Origin of the sequence: Marinobacter sp. MIT930201 (genome assembly GCF_047122665.1) — a bacterium.
Lineage (GTDB): Bacteria > Pseudomonadota > Gammaproteobacteria > Pseudomonadales > Oleiphilaceae > Marinobacter > Marinobacter salarius.
This window is the reverse complement of record NZ_CP138916.1, coordinates 2,677,350-2,699,000: the sequence shown is the minus strand read 5'-3', so window position 1 is coordinate 2,699,000 and position 21,651 is coordinate 2,677,350. Positions and strand designations below refer to the sequence as shown.

Here is a 21,651-nt window from a genome sequence, read left to right as displayed (position 1 = left end):
TTATCGTTATTTCCCGGTCAGGCGTTCAAGCAGGACCAGTTGCGACGCCAGGCGATCCTCGCCCTCGGCTGCCTGATTCTGAATGTAACTACCGTCCGGCTGCAAGACCCAGGACTGGCAATTGTCCGCCAGATAGGTGTCCAGGTCTTCGCGGACGCGGGCAATCAACGCCGGATCCTCAATCGGAAACGCCGTTTCCACGCGGCTAAGCAGGTTCCGTTCCATGCCGTCGGCGCTGGACCCATAGACTTCCGGCCGGCCGTTGTTGCCGAAATAGTAAACCCGGGTGTGCTCGAGGAAACGGCCAATGATGGAGCGCACCCGGATGTTGTCCGACAGCCCCGGCACTTCCGGCCTCAGGCAGCAGATACCGCGGATGATCAGGTCGATTTTCACGCCTGCCTGGGACGCACGATACAACGCCTTGATCAACTCTCGCTCAGTGAGGGCGTTAAACTTGAAAATAATCCGGCCTTTGGGCCCCAGTTCCGCTTCACGGTCCACCAGGCCCAGAAGACGGGTATGGAGTGTGAAGGGTGAGTGAAACAGTTTCTTTATTTTCAAGGCCTTGCCCATGCCCGTCAGCTGTTGGAACAGCTTGTTGACGTCATCACCGATGGATTCGTCGCTGGTCATGTAGCTGTAATCGGTATACAGGCGGGCGTTACCGGCATGGTAGTTCCCGGTACCCAGGTGTACGTAACGCCTCAGTTTTCCTTCCTCACGGCGCACGATCAGGATCATCTTGGCGTGGGTCTTGTAACCCACCACCCCGTAGACCACGATCACACCCGCTTCCTGCAGCCGGCTGGCCAGCTCCAGGTTTTCCGCCTCGCTGAACCGGGCCCGCAGTTCGATGATCGCAGTCACCTCCTTGCCACGCCGGGCTGCATCCATCAGCGCTTCGACAATTTCCGAGTCGGCACCGGTGCGATACAGGGTCTGACGGATAGCCAGGACCTGTGGGTCTTTTGCAGCCTGCCGCAACAGGTCGGTCACGGGACTGAAGTTTTCATAGGGATGCAGCAACAGCAGCGGGCGCTTGCGGATGGCATCGAACATGGATTCCTTGGCACGGATCTGCCTGGGAATCGACGGCGAAAAACCCGAATAGGTGAGGTCCTGGCGATCCACCAGCCCACCGACGGCCATCAAACGTGTCAGGTTGACCGGGCCGTGAACCTGATAAAGGTCACGATCCGTCAGTCCAAACTCGCGCAGCAGAAAATGCACCAGTTCTTCCGGGCAGTTGTCCGCCACTTCCAGCCGCACGCCGTCACCGAAGCGCCGGCTCAGCAACTCGCCGCGCAGGGCGGAGGCCAGATCTTCAAGGTCGTCTTCCAGTTCAAGGTCGGCGTTGCGGGTCAGGCGGAACTGATAGCAGCCTTTCACCTCCATGCCTGGGAAGAGCTCATCGGCATGGGCGTGAATCATGGAGGACAGGAACACCAGGTTGTCGCCACCGTTACAAACGTCATCCGGAAGCCGGACCAGACGCGGCAGCGAACGTGGCGCAGGCACGATGGCCATCCCGGTTTCGCGACCGAAGGCATCCTTACCGTCCAGCTCAACAATGAAGTTCAGGCTTTTGTTGACCAGGCGCGGGAACGGGTGGGAAGGGTCCAGCCCGATGGGGCTGACCACCGGCAGGATTTCCTCTTCGAAGTAACGGCGCACCCAGTCGGCCTGAGCTTCCGTCCATTCACGACGCCGGACGAAGTGAATGTTTTCCTGCTCCATCTCGGGGATCAGCACGTTGTTCAGGATGTCGTACTGTTCCCGGATGTACTCATGGGCCACCCGGCTGATTTCGCCCAACACCTGCTCCGGCATCATGCCGTCGGAGCCCAGGGTTTCACGGCCATACTTGATCTGCTGGCGCAGGCCCGCCACCCGGATCTCGAAGAACTCGTCCATGTTGCTGCTGAAAATGCAGCAGAACATCAGCCGGTTAATCAACGGATGCGTGGTATCCAGAGCCTGTTTGAGCACCCGGTAGTTGAACTGAAGCTGGCTCAGTTCGCGGTTGAAATAATTTTCCTGGGCGGCGACATCAACTTCCACGCCGGGGGATGGTGCTTCCACGGGAGCCGGCACGTCCGGAACATCGACAGCCTTTAGCTTGTTTGCAGATTCAGTAGTCATTGCTTACTGCTTCCATTTATCAGAGGCCTTAAGGCACCCTGCTGTTGACTGTAACCTGTCAGGTGCGGTTATCACGCATCAGCCGTGCAGCCCTGACGGCAAAATAGGTAAGGATGGCGTCTGCACCGGCACGGCGCATGGCCATCAGACTCTCCATCATCACGGCGTCGCCATCCAGCCATCCGTTCTCGGCAGCGGCCATGTGCATGGCGTACTCGCCACTGACCTGATAGACGAACGTTGGCACCTGCAGTTCCTGTTTTACCCGGTGAACGATATCCAGATACGGCATGCCGGGTTTGATCATCACCATGTCGGCCCCCTCGGCGATGTCCATCGCCACTTCCTGGAGCGCCTCATCACTATTGGCCGGGTCCATCTGATAGGTGGCCTTGTTGCCCTTGCCCAGGTTGCCCGCTGAGCCGACCGCATCGCGGAACGGCCCGTAATAACTGGAAGCATACTTGGCAGAGTAGGCCAGAATACGCGTGTTCACATAGCCAGCGGACTCCAGGGCGTCGCGGATGGCAGCGACCCGGCCGTCCATCATGTCGGACGGCGCCACAATATCCGCACCCGCGTCGGCATGGGACAACGCCTGATTAACCAGCGCTTCCACGGTCACGTCGTTCAGCACATAGCCGTCGTTGTCGATAATGCCGTCCTGGCCATGGGTGGTGAATGGGTCCAGTGCCACATCGGTAATAACACCCAACTCAGGGTAGGCGTCCTTCAGCGCACGCACCGCACGCTGGGCCAGACCATCGGAATCCCACGCGCCAGATCCGGACAGGTTCTTGTGCTCCGCAGGCACCACGGGAAACAGCGCCACGGCCGGAATCCCAAGCGCCACCAGTTCCGCCGCCTGTTCCACCAGAAGATCAACGCTCAGGCGCTCGACGCCGGGCATGGAGGGTACCGCCTCCCGCTGACCCTCGCCTTCCAGTACGAACACCGGAAAAATCAGGTTGTCGGCACTGAGCTGATTCTCCCGAACCAGACGCCGGGAAAAACCGTCAACCCGGTTACGACGCAGACGAGTGGCTGGGAACATGCGATTGGCCGAAAAGCTCACGGAATACCTCCTGTGGAAAATGGGGCTACCGCCCCATCATACACGCCCATAAGCGGCGGTGGCAGGGCCTACAGCCGAGCCACACCATCAGGCTACTACGTTCAGATGAAAGGACTGTTACCGGATGGAATCCAGGGCCTCGGCACGCAGCTTTTCAGCGCCCTCGAAATAATCATCCCTGAGCGCGTCAATGGCGGCTTTGCGCTCCGGGCCGGCAAGCCCCATGTCGTCAAGCTCCGCCAGGTCCTGGCTATAGGCCTGCCACTTGGCTTCCCATACCTTTTGTTCAGCTTCCACCTTCTCCAGCTCACGGGCAGCCTCGGCACCAAAGCGTTCCTCCCTCCAGGCGCGCAAGGCGTCGGGATCATCCGCGAATTCCGACTGCGCACGCTGATAGTCGGCGAATTTGCGGGTTTCCCGGCGTGCCTGACGAAGCGGTTCCGGGAGCGCCTTCTCGGCTTCTGCCAGCGCCTGCTCCCGCTCCTTTTCAGACAGAGACGGATCGGTTCGGATACGCAGTTGCTCAACCTGGAACTGGTCTACGGCCTCGTCCGTTGCAAAAAAGGCGTCGGCGGTTTGCGCATCCATCCAGGTGCGTCGCAGGGCGCGTATTTCTGCCATTCGCCGTTGCATGTCCTCTGCATTCGTCGTGGCGTCATGACCATAAGTGGCTTCCAGGTCGCCCAACGCCAGCTTGTAGTCCAGATAGTCCCCCAAAGTGTCGAGAGCTTCCGATCGGGCCGGCTCTTCAAGCCGGGCCAACGCCTGCTCTATCCGGGCAACCAGTTGGGGTAACGTCTCCTCGCCCAGAGCCGCCAGGTAATATTCAAACAACTGGCGCAACTGCGGCGTGGGGACCAGGGAGCCATTAGCATCGGTTTCGGCCCAGCCACCGGGCACGCTGGTTCCCGCCAACGACGCTGGCATTGTATCCGGCACCGCAACCGCGGTTTCGCCGACCAGTGTTGAAGGCACTCCACGTCCTGACGTGGAATCCAACATTGGCACAACGCTGCTTTCTGTATCGGCGGTTGTATCAACTGTCTCCTGGGCGGGGGTCGGGGTATCACCAAAGAAAATGACCATGCCTGCCGCGATCAGCGCCATGACGACGAGCGCCGTGGTTGCAAAACGAAGGAATCCTCTCATGAACGCGGCCTGTTTAAGGGTCGAATGTGGGGTGAGTAACGGTCATGGTGCACGGAACACGCTATCCTGCAGAACGCAGCATAGAGGAATACGGGATACAGCGGTGAGACCGGCGTCAAAACAACCGTAAGCCACGAACGCAAACAGGCCGCAGCCTCAGAGGCTGCGGCTTCATGAATTCAGAGGGAGCGATTATTGAAACCGACATCCACCTTGCGGGAAGGGTCCGAACGGAATGCTGTATCCACTTCCTGAATTCTGCCGCCCTGGCTCAGAAACGATTCAATATCCTGCTGAAGCTGAGCGCGGATTCGCGCACGGCCGGCAATGGAATGTGTATCGTCGCTGTCATGTGTCCAGCTACCGGATTGCTCCAGATTGCTTTCGTCGAATTCACTCATGATTTTCTCCATCAACGAAAACAGTACAACGAGCGCGCCAAGCCTGTTATGGCACGGCCGCCCCATCTCGGCGGATGCGTCTTACTACCTGCCTTGGCGTCTTTATAATCCGCTTTCAGTTGCAACGCTATTTACTGACAACGGTTTTTTTGTAAATTTTTGTAAGCAACTCCACGATATTGTTTTTAAAGAATAATATGAACCAAGCTATACTGGTCTATTGATTGACACAAAGAATGAATAATGATTCACTACTTATAAGGAACCCGCATGGCATATCGGGAAACGGAAAAGATGCGCAATCGCAAGGCAGAGGCCCGTAAGCGCATTATCGAATGCACATACGGATGCGTTGCCGACGGCGGCTTCCGCAGCGCCCAGATAACGCGCATCGCAGCGTGCGCCGGCGTTGCTACGGGAACCATCTACCGACACTTTGAGTCCAAAGAAGACCTGTTTGCAGAGATCTTCAGGATTGCGACACAACGGGAAGTCGACAAAGTCGCTGAGGCACTGGCCGCCGAAGATAACGCCGTTTCCCGTCTGGAAGTGGCCCTTCGCCAGTTTGCGGAGAGAGCCCTGAGAGGTCCGGTGATGGCCTGGTCGCTGATCGCAGAGCCGGTAGACCCGAAAGTTGAGGAAGAGCGCCTCAAGTTCCGCCGCGCCTACGCTCAACTTTTCGAGCAGGCCATCCGGGACGGCATCAAGGAGGGCTGCCTCCCGGATCAGGATGCCAGGCAAAGCAGTACCTGCCTTGTAGGTGCCATCGCCGAAAGCCTTGTGGGGCCTCTGTCCCCGGCACAGGCTGATACCACGGAGCAGGCAGAGACCAACGACCACGATCCGCTGGTCAACTCCATCATTTGCTTTTGCATGCAGGGGTTGACTGGCACCAGGAGATAAACATGAAGGCCCGCCAGCCCCTGCAGCAGGAAACCGCAACCCCCTCCAGTGACGACCGCTACCTGGCGGTTACCCACGAGGTCTTCAATCAGCCACCTGCTCTGGAGGATTACAACCTCTTCGAACAGGACAAGGCCCTGCAGGAGGCGGTCGCCCGGGAGGGCGCCGCAGCAGCGACCAGCGACCTTAAGCAGTTTGGTGCTTTCGCCGGCGCGGCGGACACCATCGCGCTCGGCTTCCATGCCAACGAGAACAAACCGGCGTTCAATACCCATGATCGCTTTGGCCATCGCACGGATCAGGTGGACTTCCACCCCGCCTACCACCAACTGATGTCCACAGCGATGGAAAACGGCCTCCACAGCAGCCCGTGGACCAATCCCGGCACAGGCGCCCATGTCGCGAGAACGGCCAAGTACTACATGCACTCCCAAATTGAGGCCGCCCACTGCTGCCCCATTACCATGACCTTTGCCGCCGTTCCATCAATCCGCAAACAACCGGAACTGGCCGCGGCCTGGGAAAACAAAATCCTCGCCAATAGCTACGACCCCCGAAACCTGCCGGACAGCGAAAAACAATCCGTCACCATCGGCATGGCAATGACGGAAAAACAGGGTGGCAGCGACGTCCGGGCCAACACGACTCGTGCTTACGCCATCGGTGCAGAAGGCCCGGGGCAGGCCTATGAACTGGTCGGCCACAAATGGTTTGTATCTGCCCCCATGTGCGACGCCTTCCTGGTGCTGGCCCAGACCAGAAGCGGCCTGTCCTGCTTCCTGATGCCACGCTGGCGCCCGGACGGCAGCAAAAACCCCTGGCAAATCCAGCGCCTGAAAAACAAGATGGGCAATGTCGCCAACGCCTCCAGCGAAGCGGAACTGCGCGGCGCCCTGGCGTGGATGGTGGGCGAGGAAGGCAGAGGTGTACCGACGATCATTGAAATGGTCGCCATGACCCGCTTCGACTGCATGATCGGCAGCTCCGCCGGCATGCGCCAGGCACTGGCCCAGGCGTCCCACCATTGCCGCCACCGCAGCGCCTTCGGTGGGCGACTCAGCGAACAGCCGCTGATGCAGAACGTCCTCGCCGATCTTGCACTGGAAAGCGAAGCCGCCCTGGCCTACACCATGCGAATCGCCAAATCCCTGGACAGCCAACATCTGGAGCACGAGCGCCTGCTGGCACGACTGGCCACTCCGGTTGGCAAGTACTGGATCTGCAAACGCACCCCCAACCACGCCTACGAAGCCATGGAATGCATCGGCGGCAGCGGCGTGATGGAAGACTGCATCATGCCCCGACTGCTGCGGGAATCCCCAGTCAACGCCATCTGGGAAGGCAGCGGCAACGTCCAGTGCCTGGACACCCTGCGCGCACTGCAGAAAGAACCAGACACCCTCGACGCCTTCTTCAGCGAAGCCGCCGAAGCCCGCGGCGCCGACGCCCGCTTCGACCGCTTCCTCGCCCAGTTGCAGAACGACTTCGCCGACATCAGCGACTTCGAATACCGCGCCCGCAACCTGGTGGATCGCCTGGCCCTGTTGATGCAGTCGTCACTGCTGCTGAGAAACTCCGACCCTGCGGTCGCCGACGCCTTCTGCGCCTCCCGCCTGGAACACAATGGCGGCCTGAACTACGGCAACCTGCCCTCCGGCACCGACCCGGCCGCCATTATCAAACGGGCGACGCCTGTAGTAGGCTAGAAAACAGACTGCTGGACAATACATACTGTCTGGCGAAGCGGACTCCACCTGAAAGGTTCGCGGACTGGAGGCGATGGGCTTTCCAAAACTGTGCGGAGCCATGGATGGCGAAGCCCAAGCGTCACATGGACGTGCCGCAGGAGCGTGTTTTGGAAAGCCCATCGCCTCCAGTTCCAGCACCAAAATCGGAACACCTATGTCTGAAGCTCTAAGAAGGCTGCTAAAAGAGGGCAATACGCCCCAGCAAACAGTCATCACGCCCCACGTGGGCATCCTGACCCTGCACTTCCAGCTCTACGGCTGCGAAGACCTCAAAGCCAAACGCAAAGTCTTCACCGCCCTGAAAGCCGTCTGGGGCAAAGAACCCGACCTGGCCGTCGCCGAAACCGCCGACCAGGACGCCCTCGACTGCGCCACCTGGACCATCGCCGCCCTCGGAGGCTCATCGCAACAGATCGCCCAGCGCCTCGACCAGATCGAAAAAGCCATACAGGAACGCATCGACGCTGCCATACTGGACGTACACCGAGAGATACTTTGACCCTCCCGCCATGCAGGGCCCATGCTGTAGCGTATGGTTTCACGACACCGTATACTACGCCCCCTCAGGGAGAACGGAACGCCCGGGACAGGCTTTGCGAATGACCACTGATAGTGTGTGGCACCTATGACCGGAAAGAAAAAATCCGCCCAGGCCTCGGTAGAGGCCATGTATCGTGTATTCACCGTGCCCGAGGCGCCTGAATCCACCTTGAGCAGGATTGACCAGAACATATCCCGCAACCTTGCCGGATTCCTCCAGGAACACATCGTTGCGGTCGAGCGGGATCTTTCCGAAGTCGAGAAAGACTTCTCGGACTACGCCATTCCGGAAAAGCCCATCTTCGTCTCCGAACAGGCCCAATTCCTGCTCGACAAGCTGGTGGCCAACTCGGTACACACGGCGTCTCCCAGCTTTATCGGCCACATGACCTCGGCACTGCCCTATTTCATGCTGCCGCTGTCCAAGATCATGATTGCCCTCAACCAGAACCTGGTTAAAACCGAAACCTCCAAGGCCTTCACGCCCATGGAACGCCAGGTACTGGGCATGATCCACCGGCTGGTGTATGAGCAGGACGGTGCCTTCTACCGCAAGTGGATGCACGATCCCCGCTACGCCCTCGGTGCCATGTGCTCCGGCGGCACCGTGGCCAACCTGACCGCACTCTGGGTGGCACGCAACAACGCGTTCCCCGCCGAAGGCAGCTTCCGCGGTATCCATCAGGAAGGCCTGTTCCGGGCACTACGCTATTACGGCTGCGAGGGTGCCGCCATTCTGGTCTCCCGCCGCGGCCACTACTCACTGCGCAAAGCCGCCGATGTACTGGGTCTGGGCCGGGACTTCCTGGTGCCTGTCGACACCGATGACGACAACCGCATCAACACCGATGCACTGCGGGAGAAATGCCTGGAGTTGCACCGCCAGAAAATCCGGGTCATGGCCATCTGCGGCATTGCCGGCACCACCGAGACCGGCAACGTCGACCCGCTGGACGCCATGGCAGACATCGCCCGGGAGTTCAACGCCCATTTTCATGTGGACGCGGCCTGGGGTGGGCCGACACTGTTTTCCCGCACCCACAGGCACCTGCTCAGGGGCATCGAAAAGGCCGACTCGGTGACCTTCGACGCCCACAAGCAACTCTATGTTCCCATGGGGGCTGGGCTGGTGGTGTTCCGCGACCCGGGCCTGGCAAGCGCTGTCGAGCATCACGCCCAGTACATTATCCGTAAAGGCTCGCGGGATCTGGGTAGTACCACCCTGGAAGGTTCGCGGCCGGGCATGTCAATGCTGATCCAGTCGGGGTTGAGAATCCTGGCGCGGGAAGGCTATGAGATCCTCATCGACCAGGGCATCGACAAGGCACAAACCTTTGCGGAAATGATCAACGCAGAAACGGATTTCGAGCTCATCACCAAACCAGAGCTCAATATCCTGACTTATCGCTATTGCCCGGAGAAAGTGCAGCAGGCACTGGCAATCGCGGACTCGCTACAGGCCGAACGACTCAACACCTGCCTGAACCGCATCACCAAGTTCATTCAGAAAACCCAACGTGAACGGGGTAAAGCCTTCGTTTCCCGTACCCGGCTCGAACCGTCGCGTTATTATCACTTCCCCTGCATCGTGTTCCGGGTGGTATTGGCCAACCCGTTGACCACGAAAGAAATCCTCGCGGACATACTGAAGGAACAGCGGGATTTGTCATCGGACGAGGGCATCCAGGACGAAATCACCATCCTGGACCAGATGGCCGATGCCGTGTTGAAGCAGCATCAGCCCGGCGTTCGGCAGGCCTGACAAAGATCAGTAAAGCGCCTCTTCGTCATCCAGGACTTCGTCCAGGATATCGAGAAACATGTGATCCGCCCGACTCCAGCTCTCCGGAATACGGATCGTTGTGTTGGCGCTGATCTCACGGGCAATCAACTCATTGGCATTGGGCTGATTGCGATATTTGCGGGCAATTTCCACCGATTTCACCGCAATGGTCGGATCACTGAGGACCTTCTTGATAAACACCCTGAGCTCGTCAATGACCTTCGCCTGACGGCTTTCTTCTGCTGAACTCATGAATCAATCCCCGGACAGAGTGGCAACTTATTGGGAGGCAAACGCCTCCCGTATTGAAGAATAGTATGGGCCAAACAGGCACCTGACAACCAGCGCGACAATCCCTTACAGCATCAGCCCGCGCAGGGTGAAGAACAGAACGGCCGCCATGCAGGCCGACGCGGGCACCGTAATGATCCAGGCAGCAACGATACGAGTCAGGTGCGAACGCTTGACCATCTCCTCGCGGTAGATCTTTTTAAGGCGTTTGCGCTCCTTCTTGGAGAGCGGTACCTGTTTCTTTTTCTTGGCCTGTTGGAGCAGGTTTTCCATCTGCTCAACCGAGGCGTTACGGAAATCTTCCAGGAACGGGCGCAGACGCTCACGCTCCTCTTCCTCATGGCTGTCCATGATGTTGTGGAGCTGGGTGGCGTAGTTTGACTTCAGATACTCCCTCAGGAAACCAACACCAAACACACCACCGATGGCAATGTGGGTGGAACTGACCGGGAGCCCCAACTGGGAGGCGATGATGACGGTAAGCGCCGCCGACAGGGCGATACAGAACGCCCGGGTTTTATCCAGTTCAGTGATCTCAGTCCCCACGGTCTTGATCAGGCGTGGGCCGAACAGCATCAGACCAACGGCCAGACCAAGGGCACCAACCAGCATTACCCACAAAGGAATGGACGCTGCGGTGACCACTGCACCAGCCGACAGTGCATCGTTAATGGCCGCCAGCGGGCCGATGGCATTGGCCACATCGTTCGCCCCATGGGCGAAACTGAGTAATGCCGCGGCAAATATAAGCGGCCAGGTAAACAGGGTATTCACTCCGGCAGAGCTGTTTTCCATGGTTGCGGCACGGCGGCCGACCAGAACCCGCATCAGGAAGAAAATGACTGCGGCGAGCCCCAGACCAACCAGAGAGGCCCCCAGGAAGTCTACTTCAACGACCTTCTTGACCCCCTTCACCATCAAATAGGTGCCAAAGGCCCAGGCCATGATCGCCACCAGCCAGGGCACGAAGATTCTTGCCGCCGGCACCACGTTCTTGCGATACAGCACGGTCTTCTTGATGGCATACAGGAACAGCGCCGCCAGCACGCCACCCATTACGGGGGAAATCACCCAACTGGCGACAATTTTGGCCATGACGGCCCAGTCGGCAATGCCCCAGCCGCCGGCGGCAATTCCGGCCCCAAGAACGCCCCCGACAATGGAGTGGGTAGTGGACACCGGAGCACCCATCCAGGTGGCCAGGTTCAGCCACAGGGCGCCGGCAAGAAGTGCGGCTGTCATCAGCCACACGAAGGCGCTGACATCATCGAGCCTTTCAGCGGCAATAATGCCCCCTTTAATGGTCGAAACCACGTCACCACCGGCGATGATGGCACCGCCGGCCTCAAACACGGCGGCGATCAGAACCGCGCCACCCAGCGACAGCGCCCCGGACCCCACCGCCGGGCCGACGTTGTTGGCGACGTCATTCGCGCCGATATTGATGGCCATGTAGCCACCGATGACCGCAGCTGCCATCAGCAGCATGTTGTTGGGCATGCCGTCGCTGATCTGTCCCACGGCTATAAATATGCAGAGCAGGAACAGGAAGCTGAAGCCAACGCGATAACGCTCGGTCGATGGGCTGGTCAGGAGAGTATCGAGGAATCCGTTTTTGCCGGCCATAATACGTCAGGTCTCGCAACAGGGAGGATACGGGAAGCTACAGTTTCACAGTACTTACGGCGGCAACTATAAATTTTTTGCCATGAAATTGAAACATAACGGTCATAATGGTAATTGCTTGACCAAAGTCGCTGTACAGATTTCCCGCTTCGACTAATCTGATTCACTATCCCGGCTCACGCAGTCTGGACAAAGCACCAACAACAAATCGACAACAACAAAAAGTGTCATGACCAGACTCCCCGATACCAGCCAACAAGTAGCCGACGAAGGCGAGGAGGAACGCGTCTCCCGCCTGCTGACCGGTCTGTCAGCCATGGCCATCCTCTTCCTGCTGGGCATTGGCGCCAAGGCGTGGTTTGCAACCCACACTCACCACGCCTTCTCGCTCTGGTTCTTTGCGGGACTGGTGGCAATGAACATGCTGTCCTTTGCCCGTTCCCGCAACCGCCGCCATCAGAAGGCTGGCATGATCTCCATTGTCGGCCTGCTGTTCGGATACCTGATCATCACCGGTGGCGAGAGCAACACCGGCCCACTCTGGTTCTACGTGTTCCCGCCGCTGCTGTTTTACCTGACCGATCTGAAAACCGGCACAGCGGTATTGTTATTCTGCTGCCTGCTGGCGGTTGTGGTTTTCCAGTTCCCTGAACTACCGTTGGTGACCGCCGAATACAGCACAGACTTCAAGATCCGTTTTTTCGCCACGCTGACGTTCGAATCCATCTTCTGTTTCGTGCTGGAAGCCAGTCGCCTGAAGGCACGCAATGAGTTGATGGATATGGCCCGCACCCACCAACATGCAGCCCGTACTGACGAACTGACGGGCCTGTCCAACCGCAGGGACATGCAGCATCGGCTGAACGAGGAGTATTCAAGGTACCGGCGTTCCGGCCACCATTTCTCCATCGTTCTCATCGACCTGGATCTCTTCAAGCGTATCAACGACGACTACGGACACGACGCCGGTGACCACGTACTGCGGGCCTTCTCGGAATTGATGCAAACCGTTATCCGCCAAACGGATGTGGCCGCACGCTGGGGCGGAGAGGAGTTCCTGATCCTGTTGCCGGACACGTCACTGCTACAGGCTCTCACTCTCGCAGAACGGCTACGCTCCGAGGTCGCCAGTGCCGAGTTCTCCTTTACCGGCCAGCGCATGCCCGTCACCATCAGCGCCGGCATCTGCTCCATTGCCAAGACCGGCTCAGTGGATGAATTACTGAAACAGGCTGACGTCCACCTATACAGCGCCAAGGAAGACGGGCGCAATCGCGTTGCTCCCAGAGTACGAACCTCCCCCAGGGAAACCAGCCCTTCCGGAGCCGGATCTTGAGCGTTACCGCATCACCGGCTATGATCGGGCCCCAACGCAGACAGCCGTCAAAGGACGGTTGTCGTTACGAATCAACAGGACCATTCATGGCTTCAATCCGGATTCTGGTCGGCAGCGTTTATGGTGGCGCCCTGCTGACAGCACGTACCTTGAAGAAAACCCTGGAACCGGAAGGGCATCGGATCACGATCCTTGAGGAGCCCGACCTGGAGGACATCACCGGGAACGACGAACCGCTTTTGGTGTGTACATCAACCACCGGCCAGGGAGAGCTACCCCCCAACCTGCTACCGTTTTATTTGCGGCTGCGCGAGCAACTGCCCCAACAACCCGCGCGTCCGTTTGGCGTAATTGTGCTTGGCGACAGCTCCTACGGTGACACCTTTTGTGGTGCCGGTGAGCTGATGGAAGAGGCTTTATACGAAACTTCAGCCCGGAAAGTGGGGGATACCTTGAGGATTGATGCCCTGGAAACCACCGAGCCGGAGATGGAAGCCGTTCCCTGGGTACGGGAGTGGCTTGAACAGCTGTAACACCTGACACAAGTGACGTTCGAAAACCGGCATTATCAGCCTTGAGCCCCCCGGCAGATAACGCCATACTGAGCCAGACAATCACAACAAGATCGGTACTACGTGCGCCATATTGCTCAGTTTTTCGCCCTGGCGGGCGCATTGATCATGATGGCTTTCGGAACCCAGGCAAACGCGGCTTCGCCCGGCTTTGCAGAACCGGATATGGACTATATTCGGGTGGCACCTTCGGAACAGATGGATCTCAGGGAAGCCCTTGCTTCCGACCGATGGCAGTCACTGGAAGGCGAAAGCCCCAACTTCGGCTACATTCGCGACACCGTGTGGCTCCGCGTTCCTGTATCCGCCATACCCAGTGACCGTAAGCTACTGGAGATACGCTACCCTCAGCTCGACGATATCACCTTCTACCTGATAGAGGATGGCGTCGTCAGGCAACGCATCTCAACGGGCGACCACCTTCCCTTTGCGCAGCGCCAGATTCAACACCGCAACTTTCTGTTTTCCTTCGAAACCGATCCGCTAAGCGATTACCAGGTGTTTTTGCGTGTCCGGACTCAGGGCGCCATGCAGATCCCCATCAGACTGTGGGACCCTCGAACCTACTTCGAAGCCACGTCCATCGAAGACCAGATGCACGCGATCTATTACGGCATCCTGATCATGGTGATCTTTTTCAACCTGTTTATCTTCCTGGCACTGAGAGAGCGCATGTACCTGCTGTACGTGCTCTCCACCCTCAGCTATCTGATGTTTATTGGCAGCCTGAATGGCAGCACTTACCAATTGCTCTGGCCACAGTCGCCCTGGCTGCACAACCAGACCATGGTTCTCACCGTGCCGGTGGCATTGATATTCACCCTGTTGTTCTCACGTGCCTTCCTCAACCTGCGCGTCACCAGCCCGCGCATGGACAAGCTGGTGTGGTATATGGTGTTGGTGAACATCGTGGTGGCGGTGGCAACGTTCGTTACCGACTACAGCGTTGCCAGCCGGCTCACGGTTGCCCTGGCAATCCCCAGTTGCCTGCTGTTGACCGTTATGGGGCCGATACAATGGATTCGGGGCAACCCCCAGGCCGGCTACTACACCATAGCCTGGGGCCTGCTCACCCTGGGCAGCGCCATCACCGCAGCCAATAAATACGGCTTCGTGCCCAACAGCTTCGTGACGGCCTACGGCATCGAAATCGGCTCCGCGCTCGAAGCTGTCCTGCTGACCATCGCCCTGGCCGCCCGGCTCTACCAGGAACGAGAAGACAAGGTTCGCGCCCGCGAAGCAGAGATCACCGCCATGGCGGCACGGCGCTCGGCAGAGCTGCGACTGATCGAACAGGCCCTCCACAACCCGCTAACGGGATTGCCCAATCGCGCCTGCCTGGAAATGACCATCAACGAACTGATCAACCGAGAGCCGGAAAAGCGCCTCTCCATTGCGGTGATCCACCTAAGCAACCTTCCAGCTATTACCAAAACCCTGGGGCATCGCAACACCGACCGGCTGCTCGAGCTTGCCGCCCGGCGTTTCAACAGCATCGTCAGCGAACTGCCCGGCATCTGTGCGGTCGAGACCAATGATCGGAAGAGTTTCTACCTGGCCTCACTGGAGTCGGCCACCTTCGGGTTTATCGTGGAAGCAGATGTTATTTCGGAAACACCCCGTGCCATTGTTCGTGCCCTTGAGGAAATCCGTGCACCGCTGGACTATCTGGGCATGCAATTGCCGCTGGCCCCCCACACTGGCTCGGCGATCTACCCGGATCACGCCACCGACACCAATACCCTGATCCGGCGCGCCTTTATTGCGCAGGGCTCGGACGACGCCCGAGACCGTGGGCTGGCCTATTATCAGCCGTCGCGGGACTCCTACAGCGCGGACCGCCTTACCCTGGTGTCCGAGCTGCAACGTGCCCTTCAACACGGTGAACTTGCCCTATACCTGCAGCCAAAGCTGTCACTGAAAACCAGGGAGGTGGTCGGCCTTGAAGCGCTGATTCGCTGGCCCGGCCGGAAAAAGCCAATACCCGCCGACGAGCTGATTGCCCTGGCCGAGCAGTCCGGGCTGATCAAGCCATTGACACGCTGGGTACTGGAAGAGTCACTGGCGCTGAGAGGGCAATTGCTGGAGAACGGCTACCCGCTCAATATCTCGGTGAACATCTCCCCCAACAACCTGCGGGAACCGGACTTCCCGTTATACGTCCAGCGCCTGATGAGCAGCCATCACACGCATCGCGGAGCGATCATCCTGGAAGTTACTGAGACCTCAATGATGCAGGACCCGGTCAACTCACTGCGCGCCCTCAATTCCCTGCACACCACAGGTATCCCGCTGTCCATTGACGACTTCGGTTCCGGCTACTCTTCGCTGTCGTATATCAAGCGATTGCCCGCCAGCGAGATCAAGATCGACCGCTCACTGGTCACCGACCTGGCATCCCAGGCTGGAGACCGTGTCATCGTCCAGACCACGATCGAAATGTGCCACAGCCTGGGTTATGCCGTTGTGGCCGAGGGCGTGGAGAGCGCAGAGGCAATGGAACTGCTGGACAAGATGGGCTGTGACATGATCCAGGGCTACATCCTGACGCCGCCACTGCCGTTCGACGACATCATCGTTTGGCTGGCCGACTACAAACATCATGGGAGAAGCCACAAGCTTGGCTAACTATCTCCGCAAACCTATCCCCGTTGACGGATGAGGGCTTCCTGGGTGGTCGATGCTACCAGCCGGCCCTGGCGATCAAAAAAGTTGCCGCGATTGAAGCCGCGTCCGCCAGAGGCGCTGGGGCTGTCCTTGTCGTAGAGCAACCACTCGTCCATACGGAACTCACGATGAAACCAGATGGAATGATCCAGACTCGCAACCTGCATCTCCTTGTTCATAAATGACACGCCATGGGGGTTCAGCGACGTCCCCAGGAAAGAAAAGTCTGACGCGTAGGTCAGCAGGCAACGGTGCAACACCGGATCGTCTGGCAGGTGCCCCTGGGTACGGAACCAACTTTGCTTGTAGGGCGGCCGCGGTTCCGGCTTCAATGGATTGACCGGGTCTACGGGACGGATTTCGATGGGACGATCCCGGGTCAGGGTGTCGCGGAGATGTTCGGGAACATGGGGGGCCAGCAGTTCGCCGTACTCCTGCTCGGATTTAAGGCCTTCCGGATCCGGTGCCGAGGGCATGTCGAGCTGATGTTCGAAGCCTTCTTCGGCCACCTGGAATGACATGGAGCCGGTCAGGATCTCCTTGCCACCCTGACGTGCAATCACCCGTCGGACGGAGAAACTGCCACCGTCCCGAACCCGCTGGACCTCGTAGTCGATGGGCATGCTGTGATTGCCGGGGCGCAGGAAGTAGGCGTGCAGCGAGTGTGGCAGGCGACCTTCCACCGTACGGCTGGCGGCCATCAGCGCCTGCCCCAGAACCTGGCCGCCAAACACGTTGGGAAAGCCGAGATCTTCACTGTCCCCCTGGAAATGGTCGTCACCGATGGGGGAGAGATCCAGCAGATCCACCAGTTTTCTGGTTACTTCAAGCATGCCAGCTCCTGTCAATATCGTTAGCTCACGAATGAGTTTCTACCGCAAGCTGGGGATTTTCGCAATCCTGATACCACCCTCAGTTATGAATCGGCGGCACCTCCTTCGACAGGGCCTGCTTCTCCATCGCATAACCACCGGTTACCGCAAAGCCCAGAACCTCGCCAGACTCACTCTTGAACAGGGCACGGACATCCTGGCCGTCCGCATCCACTTCCCAGTTGCCCGACGCATTCGCCGGTGGCGGACACACCGCTGTTGGACAACAGGGGGTCTTGACCATGACCGGCATGGTGCCGTACTTCACTTCAGTGCGCTCACTCACCAGTGTTTTTGCCAACGCACGGGCGCACGCCATCAGCGGCAGCACATACAGCAACACATGACCGTCGACTTCAGCGCAGTCACCCAGTGCATAAACATCTGGCATTGAAGTCTCCAGGGCGCGGTTGACCACGATGCCACGCTGGGTCTCCAGGCCCGCTGCTGCAGCCAGCTCCGTGCGTGGTCGCAGCCCGACCGCGGAAATAACCAGGTCGGAGTCCAGTTCCTCGCCATTGGCCAGGGTCAGGCGGACACCTTCCCCGCTATTGGCAATGTGCTCCACAACCGTTTCCAGATGAAAACGGACGCCCAACCCTTCCAGTCCATCGCGCACCGCTGCCGCAGCAGCCGGTGGTAGAAGTCCCGGCATCAGGGCATCAGAAGGAGCAATCACATCCACGTCGACATCGCCGTTGCGAAGGTCGTTGGCAAACTCACAACCGATCAGGCCCGCGCCCATGATGGCCACCCGCTTCTTGCCCTTCAAAGCCTTGCGAAAGGCACGGTAGTCCATCAGGTCGTTGATGGAAAAGACACGCTCATGGCCGTCACCGGCAATAGACAGGCGAATCACATCGGCACCCCAGGCCAACACCAGTTTGCTGTATCCTAGCCGTTCGTCCCCCAGCACAAGTTCGTGGGCATCCGGATCAATGCCGGTCACGGTGGTGTAAGTACGCAGCTGAAGGTTCAGTTGCTCCACCATTGCCTCCGCCGACGCCTGCGCCAGTTCATCAGCCTCTTTGCCCTTGGTAAAGCCAGTGGAAAGCATGGGCTTGGAGTAACTATAGCCATCGTCCGCCGTTACCATGACGATTGGTGTGTCCTTGTCCTGCTTACGGATTTCCTTAGCCAGCGAATAGCCTGACAATCCGGTACCCACAATCACGATAGGGGCGTCTGCGTTCATTACTGCTCTCCAAACCTGTTCAGCGGTACCGGCGTATCAGCCGATTTCAATCATCTCGAAGTCTTCCTTACCCACGCCGCAGTCCGGGCATTCCCAATCTTCCGGTACGTCTTCCCAGGCGGTTCCGGGCTCAATACCGTCTTCCGGCCAGCCTTCCGCCTCATCGTAAATAAATCCACAGACAACGCACTGCCACTTCTTCATGTCATTCCTCCGAAACTCGTTGGGGCGCGATAATAATTGTCAGACAATTGTGCGCGCAAGTCTTTCATGCACCGAGTTGGCACCATTCACACTGGGAAACCATCATACCCACCGCTGCGGCATTGACCAATGCCGTCGCCGACGGCTATTCAACGGGTTTTCTGCCAATCCCCAGAATTTCCATCAGGCGAACCGGGAAACGCCCCTCCCTTCAGCGTGCCACCTCCGGTATAATCGGCCGTTTTACGATAGGACCCCAGTGCTATGACCGACACCGTCGCCGAACTGAATCAGGTAATGGCCGAAGCCGACTGCCTGGTGAGCGAACAGCAGGTACAGGCTGCCATCCAGTCTCTTGCAGAAGAGATCACCGGGCGCCTCAAGGACACCAACCCGCTGTTGTTCTGTGTGATGAATGGCGGCCTTATCCTCACCGGCCACCTACTGCCAAGGCTGACGTTTCCCGTGCAGGCGGAATACCTTCACGCCACTCGCTACCGCCAGGAAACCACCGGTGGCATCCTGGAGTGGAAACTGCAGCCGGAAGCCAATATGAATGGCCGCACGGTACTGATCGTTGACGACATCCTTGACGAGGGTACGACACTCTGCGCCATTGCAGATTACTGCCTCGCCCATGGCGCCAGCGAGGTTCTGACGGCCGTATTGGTCGACAAACAACACGATCGCAAGGCAAAGCCAAACCTGAAGGCAGACTTTACCGGCCTGGAAGTTGAGGACCGTTTCCTGTTTGGCTACGGCATGGATTACAAAGGTTACTGGCGCAACGCCCCGGGAATTTATGCCGTCAAGGGACTTTGACCGGTACGCACCCAGCATGTTTGAGGGTGAAAACGCCATCTCCACCCCCGCTACGGACTGGTACCGCTCTTTTTCAGCAGCCGCGCTGAAGAACCCGGCCATCCACGGGCCGCTCAGCCACTGGCTGACGCTGGAGGGCTCACTGACCCGGGCGCTTCAACTCCGATGTCGCGAGCACTTTCACGTGGATATCCTCCAGGAAGGTTTTGCCCGCCCCACTGTGGAGGAGGCCCATACCCTGGGTATTCCGGTGCGCCAGAATGCGTGGATCCGCGAGGTCTGCCTGAACGGCGACAACACCCCCTGGGTGCTCGCCCGTACGATCATTCCATTGGCAACCCTATCTGGGCGTGGACGCCGCCTGCGCAACCTGGGACGCCGCCCTCTCGGCGCCTATCTGTTCAGCAACCCACAGTGGCAACGGGGGCCGTTCGAGACCGGTCTTTGCCATCGGGCTAACCGCCATCAACCCATGGCGGCCCGCCGCTCCCGTTTTTTCAGCGGTCATCATAGCCTCTTGGTCGGCGAGTATTTCCTGCCCACGCTCTGCCCCTGACGCAGCGGCTCTTTTAACCGAACCTCACCGCTGGCTATAATCCCCGCTCAGCCTCAGCAACATCATCCCGGACGGACCAGACCTATGCTGCCCAATGCTGTGCCAGATCACATCCAGGCCCGCCTTGCAGACTACGCCCGACTGCTGCGAGTCGATCGCCCCATCGGCAGCCTGCTCCTCCTATGGCCAACCTACTGGGCACTTTGGCTGGCTGCAGACGGCTTCCCCAGCGTTGGCAACTTTATCGTCTTTACCCTCGGCGTATTCATGATGCGAGCTGCCGGTTGCGCCATCAACGATTTTGCCGACCGCAAGGTGGATCGACACGTCAAACGCACCAAAGACCGCCCACTGACCTCCGGTCGCATCGAAGCCTGGGAAGCTGTCGCCCTGTTCGCAGGCCTCTGCGTGACAGCCTTCCTGATGGTGGTGCTGTTCACCAACACGCTGACTCTCTATCTGTCGTTCGGGGGTGCAGTACTGGCGTTCATCTACCCGTTCATGAAGCGTTACACCCATCTGCCGCAACTGTTTCTTGGGGCTGCCTTTTCCTGGGCCATTCCCATGGCCTGGGCCGCCGAGGCCGGTGAGGTCACAAAACTGGCCTGGCTGCTGTTTACCGCCAACGTGCTCTGGACCGTTGCCTACGACACCCTGTACGCCATGGTGGATCGTGATGACGACATCCGGATTGGCATCAAATCCACGGCCATTCTGTTCGGAGACGCCGACCGGGCGGTTATCGCAATCCTGCAGGCCCTGGTGGTGCTGATTCTCATCCTCGTGGGACAGCAGGCCGAGCTCGGCGTTTTCTATTACCTCGGGCTCGTCGCCATGGCGTGCCTGTTTGTCTTCCAGCAGCACCTGGCCCGCTTCCGCGAACGCGACGGATGCTTCAAGGCCTTTCTCAACAATAACTGGGCGGGCTTTGCAGTTTTCACCGGTCTGTTGATTGACCGGATCATCAGTTAGTCGAACAAATCCAGTCACAGCCTGCTACTGTCATATACTTGTAACACTACCCGGTTGTAATGAGGCAGCAACAATACTCGGTATGACACAGGTTAATGCTCATGACTGGAAAAACTGTCCTGATCGTCGATGACGAGGCACCCATCCGCGAAATGATCGCTGTGGCCCTCGAAATGGCCGACTACGACTACCTTGAGGCAGCGGATGCCCGCGAAGCGCATGCCCTGATCGTTGACAAACAGCCCGACTTGATACTCCTGGACTGGATGCTGCCAGGCACCAGCGGCGTGGAACTGGCCAGGCGCCTGAAAAAAGAAGAGGCAACGGCGGAAATCCCCATCATCATGCTGACGGCCAAGGTCGAGGAAGACAATAAGATCCAGGGCCTGGAAGTGGGTGCGGATGACTACATCACCAAGCCCTTCTCGCCGAGGGAGCTGGTGGCCAGGCTGAAAGCCGTATTGCGCCGCACCACGCCGCCCGGCGTGGAAACTCCGATCGAAGTGGATGGCCTGACCCTGGACCCGGTCGGCCACCGGGTCACCACGGAAACCGGCGCCCTGAACATCGGCCCCACGGAATATCGGTTACTGCAGTTCTTCATGACACACCAGGAACGGGTTTATACTCGCTCCCAACTGCTTGATCAGGTGTGGGGTGGGAACGTCTATGTTGAAGAGCGAACCGTCGACGTTCACATACGCCGTTTGCGCAAAGCCCTTGGCGACCAATATGATCACCTGATCCAGACAGTGCGTGGCACCGGCTACCGGTTCTCAACCAGAGCAGCATAA

The 21,651-nt window shown here is 58.7% G+C and carries 20 protein-coding genes; 11 read left to right on the top strand and 9 right to left on the bottom strand.

What is annotated here, in order from left to right; all coding sequences use genetic code 11:
- Positions 1 to 6: 6 nt before the first annotated feature.
- The 4 genes from ppk1 to SIC19_RS12285 all read right to left on the bottom strand — a co-directional run bounded on the left by ppk1 (position 7) and on the right by SIC19_RS12285 (position 4,770).
- A complete protein-coding gene (gene ppk1 / locus SIC19_RS12300; RefSeq protein WP_036210827.1) occupies positions 7 to 2,145 on the bottom strand; it encodes a polyphosphate kinase 1 in 2,139 nt (712 codons plus the stop codon).
- A gap of 58 nt (positions 2,146 to 2,203) precedes the next feature.
- Positions 2,204 to 3,199: a porphobilinogen synthase gene (gene hemB, locus SIC19_RS12295; RefSeq protein WP_036211905.1), complete on the bottom strand. Its 996-nt coding sequence runs from the start codon at positions 3,197 to 3,199 to the stop codon at positions 2,204 to 2,206.
- 138 nt (positions 3,200 to 3,337) lie between these two features.
- Complete coding sequence (locus SIC19_RS12290; RefSeq protein WP_075194204.1) at positions 3,338 to 4,369, bottom strand: lipase secretion chaperone; 1,032 nt, start codon at positions 4,367 to 4,369, stop codon at positions 3,338 to 3,340.
- Between the two features lie 179 nt (positions 4,370 to 4,548).
- Positions 4,549 to 4,770 carry a hypothetical protein gene (locus tag SIC19_RS12285; RefSeq protein ID WP_075194203.1) on the bottom strand — a complete coding sequence of 74 codons (222 nt, stop codon included), beginning with the start codon at positions 4,768 to 4,770 and terminating at the stop codon, positions 4,549 to 4,551.
- A 270-nt stretch (positions 4,771 to 5,040) separates the two neighbouring features.
- Between SIC19_RS12285 and SIC19_RS12280 the strand changes: the two genes are divergently transcribed.
- The 4 genes from SIC19_RS12280 (at position 5,041) to panP (ending at position 9,723) form a co-directional block, all read left to right on the top strand.
- Positions 5,041 to 5,673 (top strand): TetR/AcrR family transcriptional regulator, encoded by a 633-nt coding sequence (locus SIC19_RS12280; protein WP_041332505.1) that lies wholly within the window; start codon positions 5,041 to 5,043, stop codon positions 5,671 to 5,673.
- Positions 5,674 to 5,675: 2 nt separating this feature from the next.
- On the top strand, positions 5,676 to 7,379 hold the full coding sequence (locus SIC19_RS12275) for an acyl-CoA dehydrogenase family protein (protein ID WP_075194202.1): 1,704 nt from the start codon (positions 5,676 to 5,678) through the stop codon (positions 7,377 to 7,379).
- A 196-nt stretch (positions 7,380 to 7,575) separates the two neighbouring features.
- Positions 7,576 to 7,920, top strand: a complete 345-nt coding sequence (locus SIC19_RS12270) for a DUF503 domain-containing protein (RefSeq protein WP_040474714.1) — start codon at positions 7,576 to 7,578, stop codon at positions 7,918 to 7,920.
- Positions 7,921 to 8,046: 126 nt separating this feature from the next.
- Positions 8,047 to 9,723, top strand: coding sequence for a pyridoxal-dependent aspartate 1-decarboxylase PanP (gene panP / locus SIC19_RS12265; RefSeq protein ID WP_036210812.1), 1,677 nt, complete (start codon positions 8,047 to 8,049; stop codon positions 9,721 to 9,723).
- A 6-nt stretch (positions 9,724 to 9,729) separates the two neighbouring features.
- On the opposite strand, the gene SIC19_RS12260 is transcribed toward panP, so the two are convergent.
- A complete protein-coding gene (locus SIC19_RS12260; RefSeq protein ID WP_007154996.1) occupies positions 9,730 to 9,996 on the bottom strand; it encodes a hypothetical protein in 267 nt (88 codons plus the stop codon).
- A gap of 105 nt (positions 9,997 to 10,101) precedes the next feature.
- A complete protein-coding gene (locus SIC19_RS12255) occupies positions 10,102 to 11,661 on the bottom strand; it encodes an inorganic phosphate transporter (protein ID WP_075194201.1) in 1,560 nt (519 codons plus the stop codon).
- Between the two features lie 229 nt (positions 11,662 to 11,890).
- Here SIC19_RS12255 and SIC19_RS12250 point away from each other — a divergent pair, with 229 nt between their 5' ends.
- From SIC19_RS12250 to SIC19_RS12240, 3 genes are all read left to right on the top strand, one after another.
- Positions 11,891 to 12,997 carry a GGDEF domain-containing protein gene (locus tag SIC19_RS12250; RefSeq protein WP_075194200.1) on the top strand — a complete coding sequence of 369 codons (1,107 nt, stop codon included), beginning with the start codon at positions 11,891 to 11,893 and terminating at the stop codon, positions 12,995 to 12,997.
- Between the two features lie 86 nt (positions 12,998 to 13,083).
- The gene (locus SIC19_RS12245; protein ID WP_075194199.1) at positions 13,084 to 13,530 is read left to right on the top strand and encodes a flavodoxin; all 447 of its coding nucleotides are present in this window, start codon (positions 13,084 to 13,086) and stop codon (positions 13,528 to 13,530) included.
- A gap of 102 nt (positions 13,531 to 13,632) precedes the next feature.
- Positions 13,633 to 16,197 carry an EAL domain-containing protein gene (locus tag SIC19_RS12240; RefSeq protein WP_085678697.1) on the top strand — a complete coding sequence of 855 codons (2,565 nt, stop codon included), beginning with the start codon at positions 13,633 to 13,635 and terminating at the stop codon, positions 16,195 to 16,197.
- Positions 16,198 to 16,211: 14 nt separating this feature from the next.
- Here SIC19_RS12240 and tesB read toward each other — a convergent pair whose 3' ends face one another.
- The 3 genes from tesB to SIC19_RS12225 all read right to left on the bottom strand — a co-directional run bounded on the left by tesB (position 16,212) and on the right by SIC19_RS12225 (position 18,507).
- Positions 16,212 to 17,069, bottom strand: a complete 858-nt coding sequence (gene tesB, locus SIC19_RS12235; RefSeq protein WP_085678694.1) for an acyl-CoA thioesterase II — start codon at positions 17,067 to 17,069, stop codon at positions 16,212 to 16,214.
- A gap of 79 nt (positions 17,070 to 17,148) precedes the next feature.
- Positions 17,149 to 18,303 (bottom strand): NAD(P)/FAD-dependent oxidoreductase, encoded by a 1,155-nt coding sequence (locus SIC19_RS12230; RefSeq protein WP_085678691.1) that lies wholly within the window; start codon positions 18,301 to 18,303, stop codon positions 17,149 to 17,151.
- Between the two features lie 36 nt (positions 18,304 to 18,339).
- Complete coding sequence (locus SIC19_RS12225) at positions 18,340 to 18,507, bottom strand: rubredoxin (protein WP_007154989.1); 168 nt, start codon at positions 18,505 to 18,507, stop codon at positions 18,340 to 18,342.
- A gap of 264 nt (positions 18,508 to 18,771) precedes the next feature.
- On the opposite strand from SIC19_RS12225, the gene SIC19_RS12220 reads away from it, so the two are divergent.
- From SIC19_RS12220 to phoB, 4 genes are all read left to right on the top strand, one after another.
- Positions 18,772 to 19,329, top strand: coding sequence for a hypoxanthine-guanine phosphoribosyltransferase (locus tag SIC19_RS12220; RefSeq protein ID WP_036210787.1), 558 nt, complete (start codon positions 18,772 to 18,774; stop codon positions 19,327 to 19,329).
- 16 nt (positions 19,330 to 19,345) lie between these two features.
- Positions 19,346 to 19,885: a chorismate--pyruvate lyase family protein gene (locus SIC19_RS12215; protein ID WP_036210785.1), complete on the top strand. Its 540-nt coding sequence runs from the start codon at positions 19,346 to 19,348 to the stop codon at positions 19,883 to 19,885.
- Between the two features lie 84 nt (positions 19,886 to 19,969).
- A complete protein-coding gene (gene ubiA, locus SIC19_RS12210) occupies positions 19,970 to 20,857 on the top strand; it encodes a 4-hydroxybenzoate octaprenyltransferase (RefSeq protein WP_085678688.1) in 888 nt (295 codons plus the stop codon).
- Between the two features lie 101 nt (positions 20,858 to 20,958).
- On the top strand, positions 20,959 to 21,651 hold the full coding sequence (phoB, locus tag SIC19_RS12205; protein ID WP_007154985.1) for a phosphate regulon transcriptional regulator PhoB: 693 nt from the start codon (positions 20,959 to 20,961) through the stop codon (positions 21,649 to 21,651).